A 20,136-nucleotide genomic window follows, 5' to 3' on the forward strand; every position below is an offset into this window, starting at 1 on the left:
CCCACCTTCCTCCGGTTTGTCACCGGCAGTCTTGCTAGAGTGCCCAACTGAATGATGGCAACTAACAATAAGGGTTGCGCTCGTTGCGGGACTTAACCCAACATCTCACGACACGAGCTGACGACAACCATGCACCACCTGTCACTTTGCCCCCGAAGGGGAAGCTCTATCTCTAGAGTGGTCAAAGGATGTCAAGACCTGGTAAGGTTCTTCGCGTTGCTTCGAATTAAACCACATGCTCCACCGCTTGTGCGGGCCCCCGTCAATTCCTTTGAGTTTCAACCTTGCGGTCGTACTCCCCAGGCGGAGTGCTTAATGCGTTAGCTGCAGCACTGAAGGGCGGAAACCCTCCAACACTTAGCACTCATCGTTTACGGCGTGGACTACCAGGGTATCTAATCCTGTTTGCTCCCCACGCTTTCGAGCCTCAGCGTCAGTTACAGACCAGAGAGCCGCCTTCGCCACTGGTGTTCCTCCATATATCTACGCATTTCACCGCTACACATGGAATTCCACTCTCCTCTTCTGCACTCAAGTCTCCCAGTTTCCAATGACCCTCCCCGGTTGAGCCGGGGGCTTTCACATCAGACTTAAGAAACCGCCTGCGCTCGCTTTACGCCCAATAAATCCGGACAACGCTTGCCACCTACGTATTACCGCGGCTGCTGGCACGTAGTTAGCCGTGGCTTTCTGGTTAGATACCGTCAAGGGATGAACAGTTACTCTCATCCTTGTTCTTCTCTAACAACAGAGTTTTACGATCCGAAAACCTTCTTCACTCACGCGGCGTTGCTCGGTCAGACTTTCGTCCATTGCCGAAGATTCCCTACTGCTGCCTCCCGTAGGAGTTTGGGCCGTGTCTCAGTCCCAATGTGGCCGATCACCCTCTCAGGTCGGCTATGCATCGTGGCCTTGGTGAGCCGTTACCTCACCAACTAGCTAATGCACCGCGGGTCCATCCATCAGCGACACCCGAAAGCGCCTTTCAAATCAAAACCATGCGGTTTCGATTGTTATACGGTATTAGCACCTGTTTCCAAGTGTTATCCCCTTCTGATGGGCAGGTTACCCACGTGTTACTCACCCGTTCGCCACTCCTCTTTTTCCGGTGGAGCAAGCTCCGGTGGAAAAAGAAGCGTTCGACTTGCATGTATTAGGCACGCCGCCAGCGTTCGTCCTGAGCCAGGATCAAACTCTCATAAAAAGTTCGAACAATCTTGCGATTGTTAAGCTCAATTTGTTTGCTAGCATATTGCTTGCTTGTTAAAAATGTTTGTTGTCTTGAATTGAATCAAGACGCCCTACACATTTGGTTTGTCTTACTTTGTTCAGTTTTCAAAGGTCTACTTCATCGGAGTGTTTCCCGATTCGTTTTTGGCTGCCGTAGCAACTTTTATATCATATCAGAGAGACAAGTAATTGTCAACTCTTTTTTAAAAGTTTTTTTCGATTTCGTTTTTCGAAATCTTTCAGCAACTCATTTATCATAACTTATCGTTTGTTATTTGTCAAGAACTTTTTTGAAGTTTTTTTCGATAGAATCAAGCTTCGCAAGCGGTTCTTTTTTAACGACTCAGTTATCTTATCATGTCATTTCCAACATGTCAACAACTTATTTTTTATTATTTAATAAGTTATTGGTGTTCTTTTGAACAAATAATAATATATCAACATCACATGTGAAAGTCAATAAGAAAATGCTTATTTATCAACATTTCTAGCTTATATGATCATTGGTTAGTTCTGGTCCTTTTTCGTTCGTCTTTATAACTCCGAGAGACGTAAAATCCTTTTGTTTTCAGTTTAATGTTCATGTTCTTGTCTTATTCACACCAACTAGATGTCTCACCTTCTAAAATTTTCCTTAACAAAGTGCTGCTTTTATCTATTTCTGCTTTTTTTTGCTAGAATAATAGTAACAATATGACTCTGGAGGATTTATTTATGAAAATTTTGATTGCTGACGATGATAAAGAAATCGTTGAATTATTAAGTATCTATGTTCACAATGAGGGGTATGAAGCAGTAAAGGCTTATGACGGGAAGGAAGCATTATCTAAGATTAGAACAATTCCCGATATTGAATTACTTATCTTGGATATCATGATGCCTGAGATGGATGGGATGCAAGTAGTGAAAGAGCTACGAAAAGAATCCCAAATACCAATCATTATGCTGACAGCAAAAACTACTGATATGGATAAGATCAAAGGACTGGTCGCTGGTGCAGATGATTATGTGACCAAGCCATTTAATCCGTTAGAAGTAATGGCTAGAGTAAAGTCTTTATTACGGCGTACAAAAATGCAGATTGCCCCAGATCAGCCTGATGTATTAGAAGTAAATTCATTAATCATCAATAAAGACTCTCATGAAGTTAAAACAATCGATGGGAAAGAAATCCAGTTAACAGCTTTGGAATTCGGTATCCTCTACTTGCTTGCTAGTCATCCTAATCGAGTATTTAGCGCGGATGAAATTTTTGAGCGTGTTTGGAAACAAGAAAGTATTGTCTCTGCTAAAACTGTCATGGTTCACGTTAGTCATTTAAGAGATAAGATTGAAGAAGCAACTGGTGGTGAAAAAGTCATTCAAACCGTTTGGGGAGTGGGCTATAAAATTGACGCAAGATAGTAAACGAGCAACTGAAAAACGCCGTCGGATCAATTTGACTTCAAAAGAAATCAGCGAATTGTTAGCGGAAGGAATCATCACGATTATCCTTTTGCTTCTATTAAATGTTTCTATTCTGGTTGTTATCAGTTCGGTGATCAACAGTTCACCTTCTTTGACGAATGCGATTTGGGATTCAAAGAATATTTTTGCAGAACGATTGAACACTGATTTGTTCTGGAACGGCCGGAATTTTATTATTCCCTTTTTCTTTCTATTAGATATTGGTGTTTTGTATTGGCGCTTGATTCGAAGATATCGCCAAATGCAATTGCGGCATATCATCAGCGAACTTCACTACATCGCAAACGGAAATTATGATCATCGTATCCCTTTTGAACTGAGTGGTGACTTAAGCCGAGTGGTAACAAGTATCAATGGATTGGTGGATAGTACCGTAGCAGCGATTGAAGACGAACGTAAAATCGAAAAATCAAAAGATGAATTGATCACGAATGTCAGTCATGATATCCGTACCCCACTCACGTCCATCATTGGATACCTAGGACTGATAGAAGATGGCCAGTATCACTCAGAAGAAGATCTTTTAAAGTATACGCATACTGCTTATATCAAAGCAAAGCAGATGAAATCTTTAGTGGACGACTTATTTGAATACACTAAGGTACGCCAGCCTGCTGTCCCGGTGAATTTTTCTGCCTTTGACATGATCCAGTTGATCGAACAGTTAGCAGCTGATTTTGAGTTGGAAGCTTCTAAAAAAAATATCCAAATACTTGTTCAATCAAAAGTAGACTCCCTTATCATGGATGGCGATACCGAAAAACTTGTACGTGTCTTCAATAATCTTTTGACGAATGCGTTGAAATACGGAAAAGGAGCAACGAAGATCGTAATCGAAGTAGAACGTATCGGTTCAGAAGTTGTTGCAACAGTCAAAAATAACGGAGCAATGATCCCACAACAGGCAATCGATAATCTATTCGACCGTTTTTATCGTGTAGAAGAATCTCGTTCACAAGCAACTGGAGGAACTGGACTTGGTTTAGCAATCGCTCAAAGCATTGTGGCTTTGCACGGCGGATACATTTATGCAAAATCAGATAAGCAATGGACTTCTTTCATCATGCACCTTCCAATCAAGAAAAATGAAAAATTACCTATTGATACACAGGAAGTTATTGACGAAAGCTGAAATATTCGCTATTCTTATTACAATTATTAGAATAAATGAAAAACACAGAACCCAGTACACTTTATTCTTTTTCAGAGAGCTGATGGCAGGTGTAAATCAGCAAAGGATAATTTGGAAGTTCCAGTTCGTTTACGTGCCCTTTCGAAATAAGAAAGGTCGGTTCAACAGCCGTTATGTGTTCAACAAGTGCAGCTGACGCTGAACTTGGGTGGTACCGCGAATTTCAGACTGATTCGTCCCAAGAATAATGGGATGGATCAGTCTTTTTTTATTTTCAAAAAGGAGGAAATCATATGTTAGATGTAAAAATGATGCGACAAAATATTGAAGAAGTACAAGAAAAATTGATGACTCGGGGCGTAAAAAAAGAAACATTAGCTGAATTCATGGAACTAGATGAAAATCGTCGTAAGCTACTAGTCAAAAGTGAAGAATTAAAAAAATATCGAAATGATGTTTCTGCTGAGATCGCTCAATTGAAGCGTGCAAAAGAAGATGCTTCTGCTAAAATCGCTGAAATGAAAGAAGTCGGTGGCAACATCAAAGCATTGGATACTGAAATTGCTGAAGTGGATGAAAAGTTGAAACAAATTGCAACTACTTTGCCAAACCTTCCCCATGATTCTGTGCCAGTTGGAACAGATGAAGAGGACAATGTAGAAATCCGTCGTTGGAGCGAACCACGTACATTTGCTTTTGAACCAAAACCACACTGGGAAATTGCAGAAAATCTTGATATTTTAGATTTTGAACGTGGCGCAAAAGTAGCCGGTAGCCGTTTTGTCTATTACAAAGGATTAGGTGCTCGATTAGAACGTGCAGTCTACAACTTCATGCTTGATCAGCATATTTACGAACACGGCTATACTGAAATGATCACTCCTTATATCGTCAACAGTAAAGCGATGTTTGGTACGGGACAATTTCCAAAATTCAAAGAAGATGTTTTCCAATTGGAGAATACTGATCTAACGTTAATCCCAACAGCTGAAGTACCATTAACTAACTATTATAATGATGAAATTTTAGATGGTGCAGATTTACCTATTTATTTCACTGCACTAAGCCCTGCTTTTCGTTCTGAAGCCGGAAGTGCTGGTCGGGATACACGAGGACTGATTCGTCTTCACCAATTCAATAAAGTAGAAATGGTCAAATTTTCGGATGCAGAGCATTCTTACGAAGAATTGGAAAAAATGACAGCTGATGCAGAAGATATCTTGAAAAAATTGCATTTGCCTTATCGTGTGATGGCCTTATCAACTGGAGACATGGGCTTTTCTGCAGCTAAAACTTATGACTTAGAAGTATGGATACCTGCACAAGATACTTATCGTGAAATCAGTTCTTGTTCTAACTGTGAAGATTTCCAAGCACGCCGCGCAATGATCCGTTATCGCGATAATGATGGAAAAATCCACTATGCTCATACTCTGAATGGTTCAGGACTTGCAGTTGGCCGTACAGTAGCTGCCATTTTGGAAAACTACCAAAATGAAGATGGTTCTGTCACAGTTCCAGAAGCGCTCGTTCCTTATATGGGGAATCTGAAAGTTATTAAATAAAGAGGTTGTGAAAAAGCCGCTTAGTTTCGAGTATTAAGAAAAATTTTGTGAAAATGGCTTTCCACATTTTTGCATAAATTGGACTTAATACCGAGAAACTGGCTTTTGAACACCATTTATCGAGAGGTTGTGAAATCAGCGAATTAACCTGAGTATTAGAGAAAAAAATGAAAAAATAGCTCCTCATATTTTGCCGTTTTTTGAGCTAATACCGAGGGTTAGTTGATTGAACACCATTTATCAGAGGCTGTGAAAAAGCCGCTTAGTTTCGAGTATTAAGAAAAATTTTGTGAAAATGGCTTTCCACATTTTTGCATAAATTGGACTTAATACCGAGAAACTGGCTTTTGAACACCATTTATCGAGAGGTTGTGAAATCAGCGTCCTGGCCTGAGTATTAGAGAAAAAAATGGAAAAATAGTCCCACATATTTTACCGTTTGTTGAACTAATACCGAGGGTCAGCTGATTGAACACCGTTTAGTGGAGAGGTCGTAAGCCTACCCCCCAGCTCCGAGTTACAAGGAACAAATTCAAAAAACAGCTCTTCATATTTTATGAATGTTGTACTTGTGATTCGGAGGTGGCAAGGGAACACTGTTTATTCAAAAAGAGGCTGGGACAGAAGCGTTTAACTCCAAGAAATAAGAAGAAATTCACGAAAATTGCTTTTCAAATTTTTGTGAATTTCTTCTTATTTCCGAAGGAGTTGCTTCTACTTCCGCCGTTTATACGTGTTTAGAGCGTGAGACAAAAGTGTTCTTTACTTTTGTCCCACGCTCTTTAATGTTTTTAAGATTCAACTGAATAGTTTGGTGCTTCTTTTGTGATTTGTACATCATGAGGGTGTGATTCTTTTAATCCACTGCCGCTCATTTGGATAAATTGCGCTTCATCACGTAATTGCTGTAGATTCGCTGCCCCAACATAACCCATTCCTGAACGCAAACCGCCGATCATTTGGAAAATAATATCTGCAACACTTCCTTTATAAGCAACCCGACCTTCGATTCCTTCTGGTACTAATTTATTTGCTTCATTGACACTACCTTGGAAGTAACGGTCTTTTGAACCTTTTTCCATCGCGCCTAATGAGCCCATACCTCGGTATGTTTTGAATCGACGTCCTTGGAAGATTTCGAATTCACCTGGTGATTCATCTGTCCCTGCCAACATACTTCCTAGCATCACTGCATGTCCGCCGGCAGCTAATGCTTTGACGATGTCACCAGAATACTTGATCCCTCCGTCTGCAATAATCGCTTTGCCATATTGACGAGCAACTGATGCTGCATCATAAATAGCTGTGAGCTGAGGTACACCTACACCGGCTACCACACGTGTCGTACAAATCGATCCTGGTCCGATACCAACTTTTACGACATCTACACCTGCATCATATAAAGCTTTTGTCGCTTCAGCCGTCGCAACGTTTCCTGCAATCAATGTTGCATCTGCAAAAGTTGAACGGATTTCTTGAATTTTTCGGATCACACCTGCACTATGTCCATGAGCTGTATCGATGATGATTGCATCTGCCCCTGCTTCTAATAAAGCATTCGCACGCTCAAATGTATCGCTTGTTACACCAACGGCTGCTGCTACAAGCAAACGACCATGTTCATCTTTTGCTGCATTTGGAAATTCGATCACTTTCTCGATGTCTTTGATCGTGATCAATCCGCTTAAACGACCTTCGTTATCTACGATTGGTAATTTTTCGATTTTATGTTTTTGCAAAATCTTTTCTGCATCTTTTAGAGAGGTACCTACTGGGGCAGTCACTAAGTTGTCTTTTGTCATCACATCAGCAATCGGCATGTGATAATCTGTTACAAAACGCATGTCGCGGTTTGTAATTATCCCTACCAATTTTCTGTTTTCAAGTGTTTCAACGATTGGCACACCACTGATACGATATTTGCTCATCAATTCTTCTGCGTCTGCTACAAGATGCTGTGGCGTTAAGAAGAACGGATCAATGATTACGCCACTTTCAGAACGTTTGACTTTTCTTACTTCATCCGCTTGCTGGCTGATCGTCATGTTTTTATGGATCACACCTAGTCCGCCTTGTCTTGCCATAGCAATGGCCATCTTGCTGTCGGTAACAGTATCCATACTTGCACTGATGATTGGAATATTCAACTTAATATTTTTAGCTAATTGTACGCTCATATCCACTTCGTTTGGTAACACGTGACTTTCTGCTGGTATCAATAAGACATCATCAAAAGTAAATCCTTTTTTCGTGAACTTTGTTTCCCAGTTGGACATTTTTAGTACCACTCCTCTAATTTAGTTTATCTATTAAAATAATTGATTTTTTCATTTAAGTCAATGATCTACTTGGAATCAAGTTAGCTTTCTCATAGAATACCAATATAAAGCGTTTACATCTGTGTGTATTAAAAGAGATTGTAAAAAAGCTGTCTTGCATCAAGTAATAAGAACAGCCAATCAAAAATAGTTTTTCATATTTTTGAATTGGTTGGGTTTATTACCGCAGATGCAAACTTTTGAACACCGTTTAGTGGAGAGATTGTGAAAAAGCTGCCCTGCATCAAGTAATAAGAACAGCCAATCAAAAATAGTTTTTCATATTTTTGAATTGGTTGGGTTTATTACCGCAGATGCAAACTTTTGAACACCGTTTAAGGAAGAGGTTGTGAAATCAGCGTTTTGACCTGAGTATTAGAGAAAAAAACGGAAAAATAGTTCCTCATGTTTTGCCGTTTGTTGAGCTAATGCCGAGGGTCAGCTGATTGAACACCGTTTAGTGGAGAGGCTGTGAAAAAGCTGCTTAGTTTCGAGTAGTAAGAAAAACTTTGTGAAAATGGCTTTCCACATTTTTGCATAAATTGGACTTAATACCGAGAAACTGGCTTTTGAACACCGTTTATCGAGAGGTTGTGAAATCAGCGTTTTGACCTGAGTATTAGAGAAAAAAACGGAAAAATAGTTCCTCATGTTTTGCCGTTTGTTGAGCTAATGCTGAGGGTCAGCTGATTGAACACCGTTTATCGTAAAAAGGGACTGTGACAAGACTTTTGTCACAGCCCCTTACTATTATTTAACTATGGATAAACAAAATGAGGTTCTTTACTACCCCTAGATATTTAGCAAAATAGCTGATCTTTTTGCTAGTTTATCTTCTTGGGACGGATAAACTTCCAATAATCCCGTATTTTTTCTTCAAGTAGTAACGGATTGCTAAAGCAGCTGCCCCGATAATGATAACTACTACTGGATCTAATACTGGATTGATAACTGGCGGCAATAGTGTTGTCGCAGAAAACAGTACGACCCAAAGAAGTGTCGTTCCACCTAGGATAAGCAATGTCTTACCCATTCCTGGTTTCTTGCTTCGATCTGCTCCGGGATATTCATATTGATAGATGTATTTGTACATCATATAAAAGACCCAGCCACCGATTGCAGAACCTAGAACGAGTGTAGAAAAGCCATAAGCTGGCGTTGTTCCACGTGAAAACAATCCGGTAATCGCAATCATGATACTTAATAGACCAAGCAACAGCAACGTATTATCTAACCACATCAATAAAGGGGTGGATGAATTTTTTACTTCTGCTGGCTTATTGATGATTGCTTCCGTTCTTTCAGAGACTGTCCCAAACAATTGACGGGCTGTTCTTCCGCCTTTTTGTTCTGCAACTAAAGTAGGCAGAATGTCATGAAGGGCTTTTACTTTTTCTTCTTCAGACAAATTCGCTGCTTCTAAAGATTTTTTCAAATCAAAAATGTACTGTTGATTTCTTTTGGTTAATTTTGTTTCTAAACTATTGTTTTCTTTTACGATTGCTCGTAATTGTTCTGGTTCCATTATCTAATAGTCCTCCTTAGCCGTTCCTTTTCTCAACGGTCGTCACAAAAGACATTCTACCATATTCTACAGCTAGTTTGATAGCCCTTTTACACATTAAAGCGGAATAACATTACGTCGCCGTCTTGTACGACATAATCTTTTCCTTCTAATCGAACACGTCCAGCTTCTTTTGCTGCATGCATGTTTCCGTAATGATCCAAGTCTTCAAAAGAGACAGTTTCTGCACGGATAAATCCGCGTTCGAAATCTGAATGGATGATTCCTGCTGCTTGTGGTGCTTTGATTCCTTTTTTGAATGTCCAAGCACGTACTTCTTGTTTCCCAGCAGTAAAGTAAGTAGCTAAGCCTAACAAATCATAAGCAGCACGGATCAACTGATCCAAACCTGATTCTTCGATTCCTAAAGCTTCTAAAAATTCCGCTTTGTCTTCTTCATCTAATTCTGCGATTTCTTCTTCTGCACGAGCACTGACCACGATCACTTCTGCATTTTCTTCTGCAGCAAAGTTGCGCACTTCTTGTACATAATGATTCGCGTCTGCATCTGCTACGTCATCTTCTGAGACATTGGCTACATAAAGAATTGGTTTTGTCGTCAATAAAAATAGTGATTTAACGATTTTTTGTTCTTCTTCAGTAAATTCGATCGTTCGGGCAGATTTTCCTTCTTCCAGTACAGGTTTGATTTTATCCAGTACAGCTAGTTCTGCCACTGCATCTTTATCTTTGGTTTTAGCAACTTTTGCTACACGAGTATAGCGTTTGTTGATAGATTCTAAGTCTGCTAACACTAGTTCCAAGTTGATCGTATCAATATCTTCTAGTGGATCAACACGTCCTTCTACGTGAGTAATATTATCATCATCAAAACAGCGAACAACGTGACAAATAGCGTCTACTTGGCGGATATGGCTTAAGAATTGATTTCCCAAACCTTCTCCTTTACTTGCGCCTTTTACGATTCCAGCAATATCTGTAAATTCAAAAGTCGTTGGAACAGTTTTTTTCGGATGTACAAGTTCTGTTAAGCGTTGCAAACGCCAGTCAGGTACTTCTACCATCCCTACGTTGGGGTCGATCGTCGCAAAGGGATAGTTTGCTGCTTCTGCTCCTGCTTTTGTGATTGCATTAAACAAAGTTGATTTTCCTACGTTGGGCAACCCAACAATTCCAGCAGTCAATGCCATAAATTTATTCACTCTTTCTCTGCATTTTTTTCAATTACTTTTTTTAATTTCTTTTCAAAATCTCGACGGGTCATCATGACGATATGTCCGCAATTCATACATCTGATTTTGATATCTGCGCCCATTCGAATGACTTCCCAGCGATTCGTCTGGCAAGCGTGAGGTTTTTTCATTTCAACGATATCGTGCAAGTCGTACATAAAAATAGCCTCCTTTTTGTTTATTCTTCATCAAATTGAATATCCAATATATCAAGAATCCTTGTCAAATCTTTTTGAGAAAGGTATTCGATCTCGATTTTTCCCTTCCCATCTTTTTCTTGAATAGCTACACTTGTACCAAATTTATCCATCAAACGATCTTCGCTTTCTCGGATATAATATGGTTTTTCCTTTGCTAGCCTTGGGATTTTTTTCTTTTCTTTTCCATCATTTTGATTTAACTCAGAAACAAGCTGTTCCAGTTGGCGGACAGTTAAATTTTCAGTTACTGCACGATTGGCTAATTTCAAAATCAATGTTTTATTTTTTAAACCTAACAGCGTACGGGCTTGTCCCATAGATAAACGCTGATCTTGTACCATTTCCTTGACAAGATCCGGTAAAGAAAGCAAGCGCAAATAATTGGCGATATAAGGTCTGCTCTTTCCTAAACGACTAGCTACTTCTGCTTGTGTTAGTTTCAGGTTTTTCATCAGCATCTCATATGCTTCTGCTTCTTCTAACGGATTCAGATCTTCTCGCTGCAAGTTTTCCAGCACTGCTACTTGCATCATCGCTTCTTCGTCAAAGTCTCTAACGATAGCAGGGATCGTTTCTTTTTCAGCTAGTTTGGACGCTCGAAAACGTCGCTCCCCTGCAATAATCTCATATCCTTTTACTGCGGAACGGCGTACGATGATGGGTTGAAAGACGCCTGATTGTTCAATAGAATTAGCTAGTTCCTGCAAAGATACTTCTTCAAATGTTTTACGGGGCTGATACGGATTTGGTCGCAGCTCATTCAATGGTAGCTGGACAACGGTATCATCTTTTACATCCACCGTCTCTAAGTTTTCTAAATCTTGAAACAGTGCATCGATTCCTCGGCCTAATCCTTTACTTTTCTTCACGACTTACCACTTCCTTTGCCAATGCTTGGTAGACTTCAGCTCCTCGAGAACGTGGATCGTAGTCGATGATCGGTTTTCCATGACTAGGTGCTTCTGACAAACGAATATTTCTTGGAATGATCGTTTCGTAAACTTTTTCGCGGAAGTATTTACGTACTTCTTCTACGACTTCATTTCCCAGATTTGTTCGTGCATCATACATTGTCAGTAAGACTCCCTCGATCTCTAATTCTGGATTAAAGTGTTTTTGAACTAAACGAACCGTATTCAGTAATTGGCTTAATCCTTCCAATGCGTAATACTCACACTGAACAGGTATCAAAATCGAATCACTTGCTGTAAATGAATTGATTGTCAGATGGCCAAGAGAAGGCGGGCAATCGATCAAAATATAATCATACTGACTGCTTACTTCTGCTAAAGATCCTTTTAATCTTGATTCTCTTGCCATCATTGACGTCAATTCGATCTCTGCTCCTGCTAATTGGAGAGTCGCAGGCACAATACTCAAATTTTCGTGTTCAGTGATCAAAGTTGCCTCATCAATTGGCAATTCATTGACTAGAACATCATAGATGTCTCTTGTCACATCAGGTTTTCTGATCCCGACACCACTGGTAGCATTTCCTTGCGCATCCATATCCACTAGCAATACTTTTTTACCAAGGCTAGCAAGACAAGCACCTAGATTCACCGTCGTCGTTGTTTTGCCGACGCCACCTTTTTGGTTCGCAACAGATATTATTTGTGCCATCTCTTCTCCTCCTATTTGATTGGCTGCTTATTAGGCAGTCCGGGCTTTCTTGGGTATTTCTTTGGGGTTGGTTTCTTTTTTTGAATAACGATGATATGCCGTTGATCAGAGACATTCGGCAAGGTAACCGCCTCTTCTTTGAGGAATTTACCACCTAATAAAGCAATCGCTTGTTTTGCTTCTGTCAATTCCTCTTCACTTTTTGCTGCTTTCAATGCATAAAAATAGCCTTCTTGTTTAGCCAAGGGCAAACACAATTCCGCTAACACATTCAAACGAGCAACCGCACGAGCAGTGACAAGGTCAAATGATGCACGAAAGTGAGGATTTTGCCCAAATGTTTCTGCCCGGTCATGATATAAGGAAGCATCGATTCCTAATAATCGGGTTAACTCAGATAAGAAGGTTATTCGTTTATTCAGAGAATCAACGATCGTTATCTGCAGTTCTGGAAAGGCAATTTTTAAAGGTATGCTAGGAAACCCTGCCCCCGAACCGACATCGCATAAAGATAAAGGCTGCGTAAAGTCTACTTCAAATGCTAATGTAAGTGAATCGTAAAAATGCTTCAGATATACGTCTTTTTCATCCGTAATAGCTGTAAGGTTCATCTTTTCGTTCCATTCGACTAATGTCCGATAATAAATAGCGAATTGATTCATTTGATGATCGGTAAGCTCTATCCCTTTTTCTGCCAAGGATTGGCGAAATTCTTCTGGTATCATAAATATTCCTTTCATTGTGAAACAGCAATTGTTTCACAGATTCTCTCCCTACTTTAACGCAAAATCCCTAGACATGCAATCCTTCCATATGGATTCTTAAAAATTTGAAAAGTAAGAAAAGCCGATAGACTTTTTCTTTCTAGTATGACTCATAAAATATACACAGAAGAGAGAACTAGCTTTGAGCAATTTCTGCAAAAACTAGTTCTCTCTTCTATTTATTATCACGTATTACGCTGGTTCACTGACTTTCGCAATCTTCCCTTGTTCGATATAGACCATTAGGATACTTAGGTCTGCAGGGTTTACGCCACTGATTCGGCTAGCTTGGGCAATTGTTTCTGGTTGGATTTTCTGCAATTTTTGTTTTGCTTCTGTTGCTAATCCGTTGATTGCTGCGTAGTCGATGTTTTCTGGAATCTTTTTCGCTTCCATGCGTTTTAATTTTTCTACTTTTTCCATGGCTTTTTTGATGTAGCCTTCATATTTGATTTGGATTTCTACTTGTTCGATTTCTTTTCGTGTCAATTCTTCATTTTCTGGAATAAACCGTAGAAGATCTGCATAAGTAATCTCAGGACGTCTTAAAAAGTCGCTTGCTAGTACACCATCTTTTAATGGTGCCGCATTAATCGTTGCTAAAAAGTCTTGGACTTCTTCTGTTGGTTTGATTCGTACATTCATCAAACGTTTGATTTCTTGTTCAACTGCTTCTTTTTTCTTCAAATAATTCTTGTATTGATCTTCTTTTACTAAGCCTACACGGTGACCCATTTCTGTTAATCGCAAATCTGCATTATCATGACGTAAAAGCAGACGGTATTCAGCACGTGAAGTCAGCAAACGATAAGGTTCGTTCGTTCCTTTTGTTACCAAATCATCGATCATGACACCGATGTAACCGTCACTTCGTTTGATCACTAAAGGTTCTTTTCCCTGAACTTTCAAAGCTGCATTGATACCGGCAATCAGCCCTTGTCCAGCCGCTTCTTCATAACCGCTTGTACCATTTGTTTGTCCAGCTGTATAAAGATTTTCAACGACTTTAGTTTCTAATGTCGGACGGAGCTGGTGTGGCTCTACTACGTCATATTCGATAGCATATCCTGTACGCATCATTTCTACTTTTTCTAATCCAGCAATAGAATGAAGCATGTTGACTTGAACATCCTCTGGTAAAGAAGTAGATAAACCTTGAACATAGACTTCTTCCGTATTTAAGCCTTCTGGTTCCAAAAATAATTGATGACGTGGTTTGTCTGCAAAACGCACGATCTTATCTTCGATGGATGGGCAATAGCGAGCGCCTACCCCTTCAACGATCCCTGTAAACATTGGGGCACGATGTAAGTTGTCTCGAATAATTTGGTGAGTCGTCTCACCTGTATAGGTCAGCCAGCAAGATTCCTGATCTAGTTTATAGGCACTATCTGGTGTGCTGAAGCTAAAATGATTCGGCTCTTTGTCACCAGGTTGCTCTTCTGTAACAGAATAGTCGATCGTACTTGATTTTACTCGAGGCGGTGTTCCTGTTTTGAACCGTTCGATAGCAAAGCCAAGTTCTTTTAGATGATTCGCTAGTCCAATAGAAGGTTGAGAGTTATTCGGACCTGATGAATATTTCAATTCACCGATAATGATTTCTCCGCGAAGTGCTGTTCCGGCTGTAATAACAACTGCTTTGGCCCGGTAGCTCGCTCCTGTGGAAGTCACTACTCCATGACAAACACCATCTTCGACGATCAGTTCTTCGACGATTCCTTGTCTTAGCGTCAAATTTGGTTCTTTTTCGATCGTATGTTTCATTTCTGTTGAATAAGCATGTTTGTCTGCTTGTGCTCGCAATGCTCGGACAGCTGGGCCTTTTCCTGTGTTCAACATACGCATTTGGATATAGGTTTTATCGATATTCTTACCCATTTCTCCGCCTAACGCATCGATTTCTCGAACGACAACGCCTTTAGCTGGTCCGCCTACAGAAGGATTACATGGCATGAATGCTACCATGTCCAAATTTATTGTCAGTAATAGTGTTTTTGATCCCATACGTGCAGCAGCAAGTGCAGCTTCTGAACCGGCGTGTCCTGCGCCAACAACGATCACGTCATACGCATCTGCTTCATAATGTTCCAATCGTTTGTTCCTCCTTTTATTTTCCTAAACAAAATTGACTGAATAATTGAGTGATTAGCTCATCTTGTACACTGTCGCCGACAACTTCTCCTAGATAGTCCCAGCAACGCGTCATATCTATTTGAACGAGATCCACAGGCATTCCTGCATCAATACCTGCAATGACTTCTTCAAGTGAGAGGGAAGCTTTTTCTAACAACGCGATATGGCGGGTATTAGAAACATAAGTAGCGTCTCTTTCTCCTGTTTCTCCGCTGAAGAATAAATCAGAAATAGCTGATTCCAAACGATCTAGTCCGTCGTTTTTAGCTACGGAAATTGAAAAAACTGGTTCATTTTCGATCAATTTCTTCAATTTTTCTTGTTCCAGCTGTGCTGGTAAATCTGTTTTATTTAGAAGAATGATCCGTTTCAATCCACTTGTCGCTTCCAATAATTGTTCATCTTCTGCTGTCAGTGGTTCGCTTTGGTTTAGAACAAGTAAGATCAAGTCTGCTTCTGCTAATGCTTTTCGGCTTCTTTCGACCCCGATCCGTTCCACCACATCTTCTGTTTCCCGAATTCCAGCTGTATCGATTAGCTTGAGCGGTACCCCCCGAACATTGACATACTCTTCGATTACATCTCGAGTCGTTCCTGCAATATCCGTAACGATTGCTTTTTCTTCTCTTAACAAATGGTTTAACAAACTTGATTTGCCGACATTTGGCCGGCCGATGATTGCCGTACTTAACCCTTCCCGCAGAACCTTCCCTTGCTTGGATGTAGCAAGTAGCGCTTGGATTCTTTGTTGGATCATCTGCGCTTTTTCAAGCAATAACTTCGTAGTCAATTCTTCGACATCATCATATTCTGGATAATCAATATTTACTTCTACTTGTGCTAATGTCTCTAAAATCTCTTGTCTCAATGAGCGGATCAAAGCAGACAGATTGCCGTCTAACTGATTAAGAGCTAGTCCCATTGCTTTGTCTGTTTTTGCCCGAATCAAATCCATCACAGCTTCTGCCTGTGAAAGGTCAACACGACCATTCAAGAATGCTCGTTTTGTGAATTCGCCTGGCTCAGCTAATCTTGCACCTTCTCTTAACAATAGCTGCAAAATTTGATTGACTACAACGATCCCACCGTGACAATTGATTTCTACTACATCTTCCCGCGTAAATGTCTTTGGTGCTCTCATCACGGAGACCATGACTTCATCGACAAGCTGATTGCTCTTGGGATCAACGACATGTCCATAATGGATCGTATGACTTGGTACTTCTGATAATCGTTTGTTTCCGGATTGATAAACTTTATCTGCTAGTTGCACAGCTTGATCGCCACTTAAACGAACGATACTGATTGCACCTTCTCCAGGTGGGGTAGAAATTGCCGCAATCGTATCAAATTCTAAAGTAATTTCAGCCATTTTTTCACTTCCTTTTTCATTTTGCGCACAAAAAAAGTGCCCACTCCACCCTTTATGCACAATAAACGGTGAACTTCGCACTTTGACTGCTTGTTCTTGATTAAATTCTGGTCATAGATTATCACACTTGCTATAAGGAATCAAGTGTTTAAAACAAGTTAGATGAAGTTGAGCCTGTTCTGCTTCCATTACCTTATATTTGATTGTCCTTGGATGTCTCTTTGCGTTCTTTGGTTTATTCGAAGAGAAGATACTGTATAAACAAGGCTTTATCTTTCTTAAAAAAAACGGTACACTAAATGGTAGCGCTATCTAAACTATACACTTTTGAAAGGAGAAAATATGTGAGCCCGTTCAGATCTGCTGCATTGGAAGAAGAAAGTGACCCTCGGATCAACGATGTCGTTTTATCTACAGGGAATATCAACCAGAAATATATCGTCCGCGATATCATTTTTGTTGTGGAATGCTTAGAAGCTGATTTGTTTGACCCATCTTTTCCCAAAGATGACCTTTTCTTAACAACGAAGAGGAAATTAAAGACGAAGGTACTTGAATATGGTGCGAATGCAGTAATCAACTGTCATTTTGAGTATCAGCAAAAAAAACGCGACGGAAAGTATTTTCTGGAACTTTTTGCTTATGGAACAGTGATCCAATTTATCCAAACAACGATTGGTTAAATGAAACAGACAAAAAAAGCGGATCAAAACTGAAGACAGTTTCGATCCGCTTTTTTCTATCAAAGTTAGTGACTACTTCATCGTATACTCTGATAAGAATGATTTCTAGTAAAATATACTTGGTTTGAAAAACTTTGTCAACGTGATTTATTCAAAAAGTAATGGAATCAATAATATTTTTTAGCAGGTTCTACTACTAAATAACGATAAGGTTCCTCACCTTCCGAATGTGTTTTTACATGTTCATCTTTGCTTAATGCAGCATGGATTTGTTTACGTTCAAATGCAGGCATTGGTTCTAAGAAAACAGGCTGCCCTGTCCGTTTTACTTTTTCAGCCGTGCGATCAGCTAAACGCTGAATGATCTCTTGGCGCTTTTCACGGTAATTGCCTACATTGACTACTACAGACAGCTTATTTCTTGCTAAACGATGGATGAAGACTTGTGCCAGATATTGCAATGCATTCAGTGTTTTTCCATGTTTCCCAATCAGTATGCCTTGCTTTTGTGTTTCTAAATGGAAAACAACCATATTATTTGATTCTCTTTCCATTTTGACAAGAGCTGGAGCATCAAGCTGTTTTGAAATTTCAGTAAGATAAACTGCCAATTCCTTTAAAGCTGCTTCATCACCTAGCTCACTTACTTCTTCTGTTTTTTCTTCAAGAATCGTTTCGTTGACTACCTCGATCTCAGCTGTTGGTTCTTCTTCCAAAATTTCTTCTACAGTCTGTTCTACTGTTTCAGAAACTTTTTCGCTGATACTTGGCTGGATCGAAAGCCGTGCATTCTTTCGACCCATTCCTAGGAAACCTTTTTTTCCTTCTTCCAGTATTTCGATTTCGACTTGGTCTTTGGCCAAACCCAAATCAGCCAGACCTAGTTGGACAGCTTCGTCTATTGTTGCAGCTTCATAAATCGGCATTAGCATTACCTCCCCTATTATTTCCGTTTTTTCTTAGGATTCATTGCTTTCTTAAGAGCACGTTCTCTTTCGCGGATTCTCCGTGCTTCTTCTTCACGCTCTTTTCGAATTTTGAAAGGGTTGTTGATCAGCAGCGTTTGTACAACTTGGAAGGCATTGGAAACTACCCAGTATAATGAAAGACCGCTGGCTAAATTGACACCCATCACTAAAATCATTACAGGCATCACGAAATTCATGATCTTCATTGATGCATTCGATTCAATTTGACTCATGCTAGATAAATACGTACTTGCAAAAGTAAAGATTGCTGCTAAAATCGGCAAAATAAATGTTGGATCCGCGTTCCCTAAGTTCAACCATAAGAAATGCCCTTGTTTCAACTCTGGTACACGTGAAATAGATTGCCATAACGCCATCAAGATTGGCATTTGTACTAATAAAGGAAGACAACCAGCATATGGATTGACGCCATTTTCTGCATATAAACGCTGCTGCTCTTCTCTTAACTTACTTTGTGTTTCCGGATCTCTTGAACTATATTGTTGCTGCAGTGCTTTTAATTTCGGTTGTAATTCTTGCGTTTTACGCATGCTCTTTGTTTGGAAATGCATCAACGGCAATAGGATCACGCGGATGATCAGTGTAAATAAAATGATCCCTATCCCTGCATTACCAAATGACAACGCCTTGATCGCCTCAGCAAAGTAATAAACAATATAACGATCCCAAATTCCTGTACTCTGTGCGCTGACTTCCCCAGTTCCGCAACCGGATAAGACGATGACCAAACTAACGATACCGGCCATCAAAAGTAAACGTTTGTATTTCTTCACTTACTCTTTTCCTCTCTGTCGATTATTTTTGCAAGTTTTAAGACGTGGACTAAATTGGAGCGAACCTCATCATAAGTCAACCCCTTCACACTTGGTCTAGCAATCACAATAAAATCCAACTCCGGATCAATCTCTTCTTTTATAGAATAAACTGCTGCTCGGATTTTTCGTTTGACTTCATTGCGGTTTACCGCGTTGCCGACCTTTTTTCCTACAGATAAACCAACTCGAAAATGAGGCTGTCCCGGTTTTTCCAAACGGTAAACGACGAATTTGCGGTTAGCAAAAGAATCTCCCGTATGGAACACGGCTTGAAACTCTCGTTCTTTTTTTACTCGATACGCTTTTCTCATTAGTTTTCTTTCCTTTTCTATCTCTCACTTACGCTCATAATCATACCATAATTACGATTGTCCTTTCATCATTTCCCTAAAAAAGAGTATAAAAAAAACCACTGAAACCCCAGTGGCCTAAGCTGAAAGAACTTTTCTTCCTTTGCGACGACGGCTAGCTAACACACGACGTCCATTTTTAGTACTCATACGTTTACGGAATCCGTGAACTTTTTGACGTTTACGTTTATTTGGTTGGTATGTTCTTTTCATATATTCCACCTCCAAAATGTTCTTATCTATTTTATAAACACAGACATACTTTGATAGTATAACGACAAAGTAGTGATTTTGTCAATATAAAATAGAAGATCGATTGTTAAAACTTATCCACAAGATTATTTTTTTCTATGGGAATCCTATGTGGAAAAAGTTATGCACAGGGATTATCCACAGATAATAAATGGCTGGTTTTACACAGAAAACACACGTGTAAAAAAAGTAATCCACAATCAGGTGATTTCCTGTGTATTCCGTCTCCTAACTATTGGTATATCTATATTTTTTATCCACAGACGCAAGAGGAAATCTATTGATTTTTACGAGTTTTCCACCTGTGCATTAGTGGTGTGGAAAACTTTTTTTGACAACTGTGTTTTTCTCTTTTTTCTTTTTGTCGATTGTGTGGATAATTGTAATTAAAAAATTTTTTTCTTCGGTTTCTGTGGAAAACTATTGAAAAAAATGCTAAATTAGTACTAGTTATTCACTTTTTAATGAAGGAGGAGGCCTTAT

At 39.7% G+C, this 20,136-nt stretch carries 17 protein-coding genes, 1 rRNA gene and 1 other annotated feature (1 of these 19 only partly in view); of the genes, 4 read left to right on the top strand and 14 right to left on the bottom strand.

Features of this window, described 5'->3' with window-relative positions:
* A 16S ribosomal RNA gene (locus tag IGL15_RS13795) occupies positions 1–1,204 on the bottom strand (it extends 356 nt beyond the left edge of the window).
* 740 nt (positions 1,205–1,944) lie between these two features.
* Between IGL15_RS13795 and IGL15_RS13800 the strand changes: the two genes are divergently transcribed.
* The 3 genes from IGL15_RS13800 (at position 1,945) to serS (ending at position 5,394) form a co-directional block, all read left to right on the top strand.
* Positions 1,945–2,634 carry a response regulator transcription factor gene (locus IGL15_RS13800; RefSeq protein ID WP_104765491.1) on the top strand — a complete coding sequence of 230 codons (690 nt, stop codon included), beginning with the start codon at positions 1,945–1,947 and terminating at the stop codon, positions 2,632–2,634.
* Positions 2,621–3,829, top strand: a complete 1,209-nt coding sequence (locus IGL15_RS13805) for a sensor histidine kinase (RefSeq protein ID WP_002295267.1) — start codon at positions 2,621–2,623, stop codon at positions 3,827–3,829. The genes IGL15_RS13800 and IGL15_RS13805 overlap by 14 nt, the downstream gene beginning before the upstream one ends.
* A gap of 38 nt (positions 3,830–3,867) precedes the next feature.
* Positions 3,868–4,073, top strand: a binding site (T-box leader).
* A gap of 49 nt (positions 4,074–4,122) precedes the next feature.
* Positions 4,123–5,394: a serine--tRNA ligase gene (serS, locus tag IGL15_RS13810; RefSeq protein WP_002307286.1), complete on the top strand. Its 1,272-nt coding sequence runs from the start codon at positions 4,123–4,125 to the stop codon at positions 5,392–5,394.
* A gap of 791 nt (positions 5,395–6,185) precedes the next feature.
* Here serS and guaB read toward each other — a convergent pair.
* From guaB to mnmE, 9 genes are all read right to left on the bottom strand, one after another.
* A complete protein-coding gene (gene guaB / locus IGL15_RS13815) occupies positions 6,186–7,670 on the bottom strand; it encodes an IMP dehydrogenase (protein ID WP_002295264.1) in 1,485 nt (494 codons plus the stop codon).
* Between the two features lie 871 nt (positions 7,671–8,541).
* Positions 8,542–9,237 carry a DUF1129 domain-containing protein gene (locus tag IGL15_RS13820; protein ID WP_002299780.1) on the bottom strand — a complete coding sequence of 232 codons (696 nt, stop codon included), beginning with the start codon at positions 9,235–9,237 and terminating at the stop codon, positions 8,542–8,544.
* An 89-nt stretch (positions 9,238–9,326) separates the two neighbouring features.
* Entirely contained in the window at positions 9,327–10,427 is a 1,101-nt protein-coding gene (gene ychF, locus IGL15_RS13825; protein ID WP_002325956.1) for a redox-regulated ATPase YchF, read from the bottom strand.
* Between the two features lie 8 nt (positions 10,428–10,435).
* The gene (locus tag IGL15_RS13830; protein ID WP_002293106.1) at positions 10,436–10,627 is read right to left on the bottom strand and encodes a DUF951 domain-containing protein; all 192 of its coding nucleotides are present in this window, start codon (positions 10,625–10,627) and stop codon (positions 10,436–10,438) included.
* Positions 10,628–10,647: 20 nt separating this feature from the next.
* Positions 10,648–11,538, bottom strand: coding sequence for a ParB/RepB/Spo0J family partition protein (locus tag IGL15_RS13835; protein WP_002299776.1), 891 nt, complete (start codon positions 11,536–11,538; stop codon positions 10,648–10,650).
* Complete coding sequence (locus IGL15_RS13840; protein ID WP_002288805.1) at positions 11,525–12,292, bottom strand: ParA family protein; 768 nt, start codon at positions 12,290–12,292, stop codon at positions 11,525–11,527. The genes IGL15_RS13835 and IGL15_RS13840 overlap by 14 nt, the downstream gene beginning before the upstream one ends.
* Before the next feature lie 11 nt (positions 12,293–12,303).
* Positions 12,304–13,017 carry a 16S rRNA (guanine(527)-N(7))-methyltransferase RsmG gene (gene rsmG / locus IGL15_RS13845; protein WP_002288804.1) on the bottom strand — a complete coding sequence of 238 codons (714 nt, stop codon included), beginning with the start codon at positions 13,015–13,017 and terminating at the stop codon, positions 12,304–12,306.
* A 231-nt stretch (positions 13,018–13,248) separates the two neighbouring features.
* Positions 13,249–15,150 (bottom strand): tRNA uridine-5-carboxymethylaminomethyl(34) synthesis enzyme MnmG, encoded by a 1,902-nt coding sequence (gene mnmG / locus IGL15_RS13850; RefSeq protein WP_002299775.1) that lies wholly within the window; start codon positions 15,148–15,150, stop codon positions 13,249–13,251.
* Positions 15,151–15,166: 16 nt separating this feature from the next.
* A complete protein-coding gene (gene mnmE / locus IGL15_RS13855) occupies positions 15,167–16,564 on the bottom strand; it encodes a tRNA uridine-5-carboxymethylaminomethyl(34) synthesis GTPase MnmE (protein ID WP_002299773.1) in 1,398 nt (465 codons plus the stop codon).
* Between the two features lie 299 nt (positions 16,565–16,863).
* On the opposite strand from mnmE, the gene IGL15_RS13860 reads away from it, so the two are divergent.
* Complete coding sequence (locus IGL15_RS13860) at positions 16,864–17,247, top strand: hypothetical protein (RefSeq protein ID WP_002317532.1); 384 nt, start codon at positions 16,864–16,866, stop codon at positions 17,245–17,247.
* A 167-nt stretch (positions 17,248–17,414) separates the two neighbouring features.
* Here IGL15_RS13860 and jag read toward each other — a convergent pair whose 3' ends face one another.
* From jag to rpmH, 4 genes are all read right to left on the bottom strand, one after another.
* On the bottom strand, positions 17,415–18,173 hold the full coding sequence (gene jag / locus IGL15_RS13865; RefSeq protein WP_104765498.1) for an RNA-binding cell elongation regulator Jag/EloR: 759 nt from the start codon (positions 18,171–18,173) through the stop codon (positions 17,415–17,417).
* 17 nt (positions 18,174–18,190) lie between these two features.
* Positions 18,191–19,009 carry a YidC/Oxa1 family membrane protein insertase gene (locus IGL15_RS13870; protein ID WP_002295256.1) on the bottom strand — a complete coding sequence of 273 codons (819 nt, stop codon included), beginning with the start codon at positions 19,007–19,009 and terminating at the stop codon, positions 18,191–18,193.
* Entirely contained in the window at positions 19,006–19,362 is a 357-nt protein-coding gene (gene rnpA, locus IGL15_RS13875) for a ribonuclease P protein component (RefSeq protein ID WP_002295255.1), read from the bottom strand. The genes IGL15_RS13870 and rnpA overlap by 4 nt, the downstream gene beginning before the upstream one ends.
* A 117-nt stretch (positions 19,363–19,479) precedes the next feature.
* A complete protein-coding gene (rpmH, locus tag IGL15_RS13880) occupies positions 19,480–19,614 on the bottom strand; it encodes a 50S ribosomal protein L34 (RefSeq protein ID WP_002293121.1) in 135 nt (44 codons plus the stop codon).
* Between the last annotated feature and the right edge of the window lie 522 nt (positions 19,615–20,136).

Origin of the sequence: Enterococcus sp. DIV0436a, assembly GCF_051711605.1 — a bacterium.
Classification (GTDB): domain Bacteria; phylum Bacillota; class Bacilli; order Lactobacillales; family Enterococcaceae; genus Enterococcus_B; species Enterococcus_B faecium.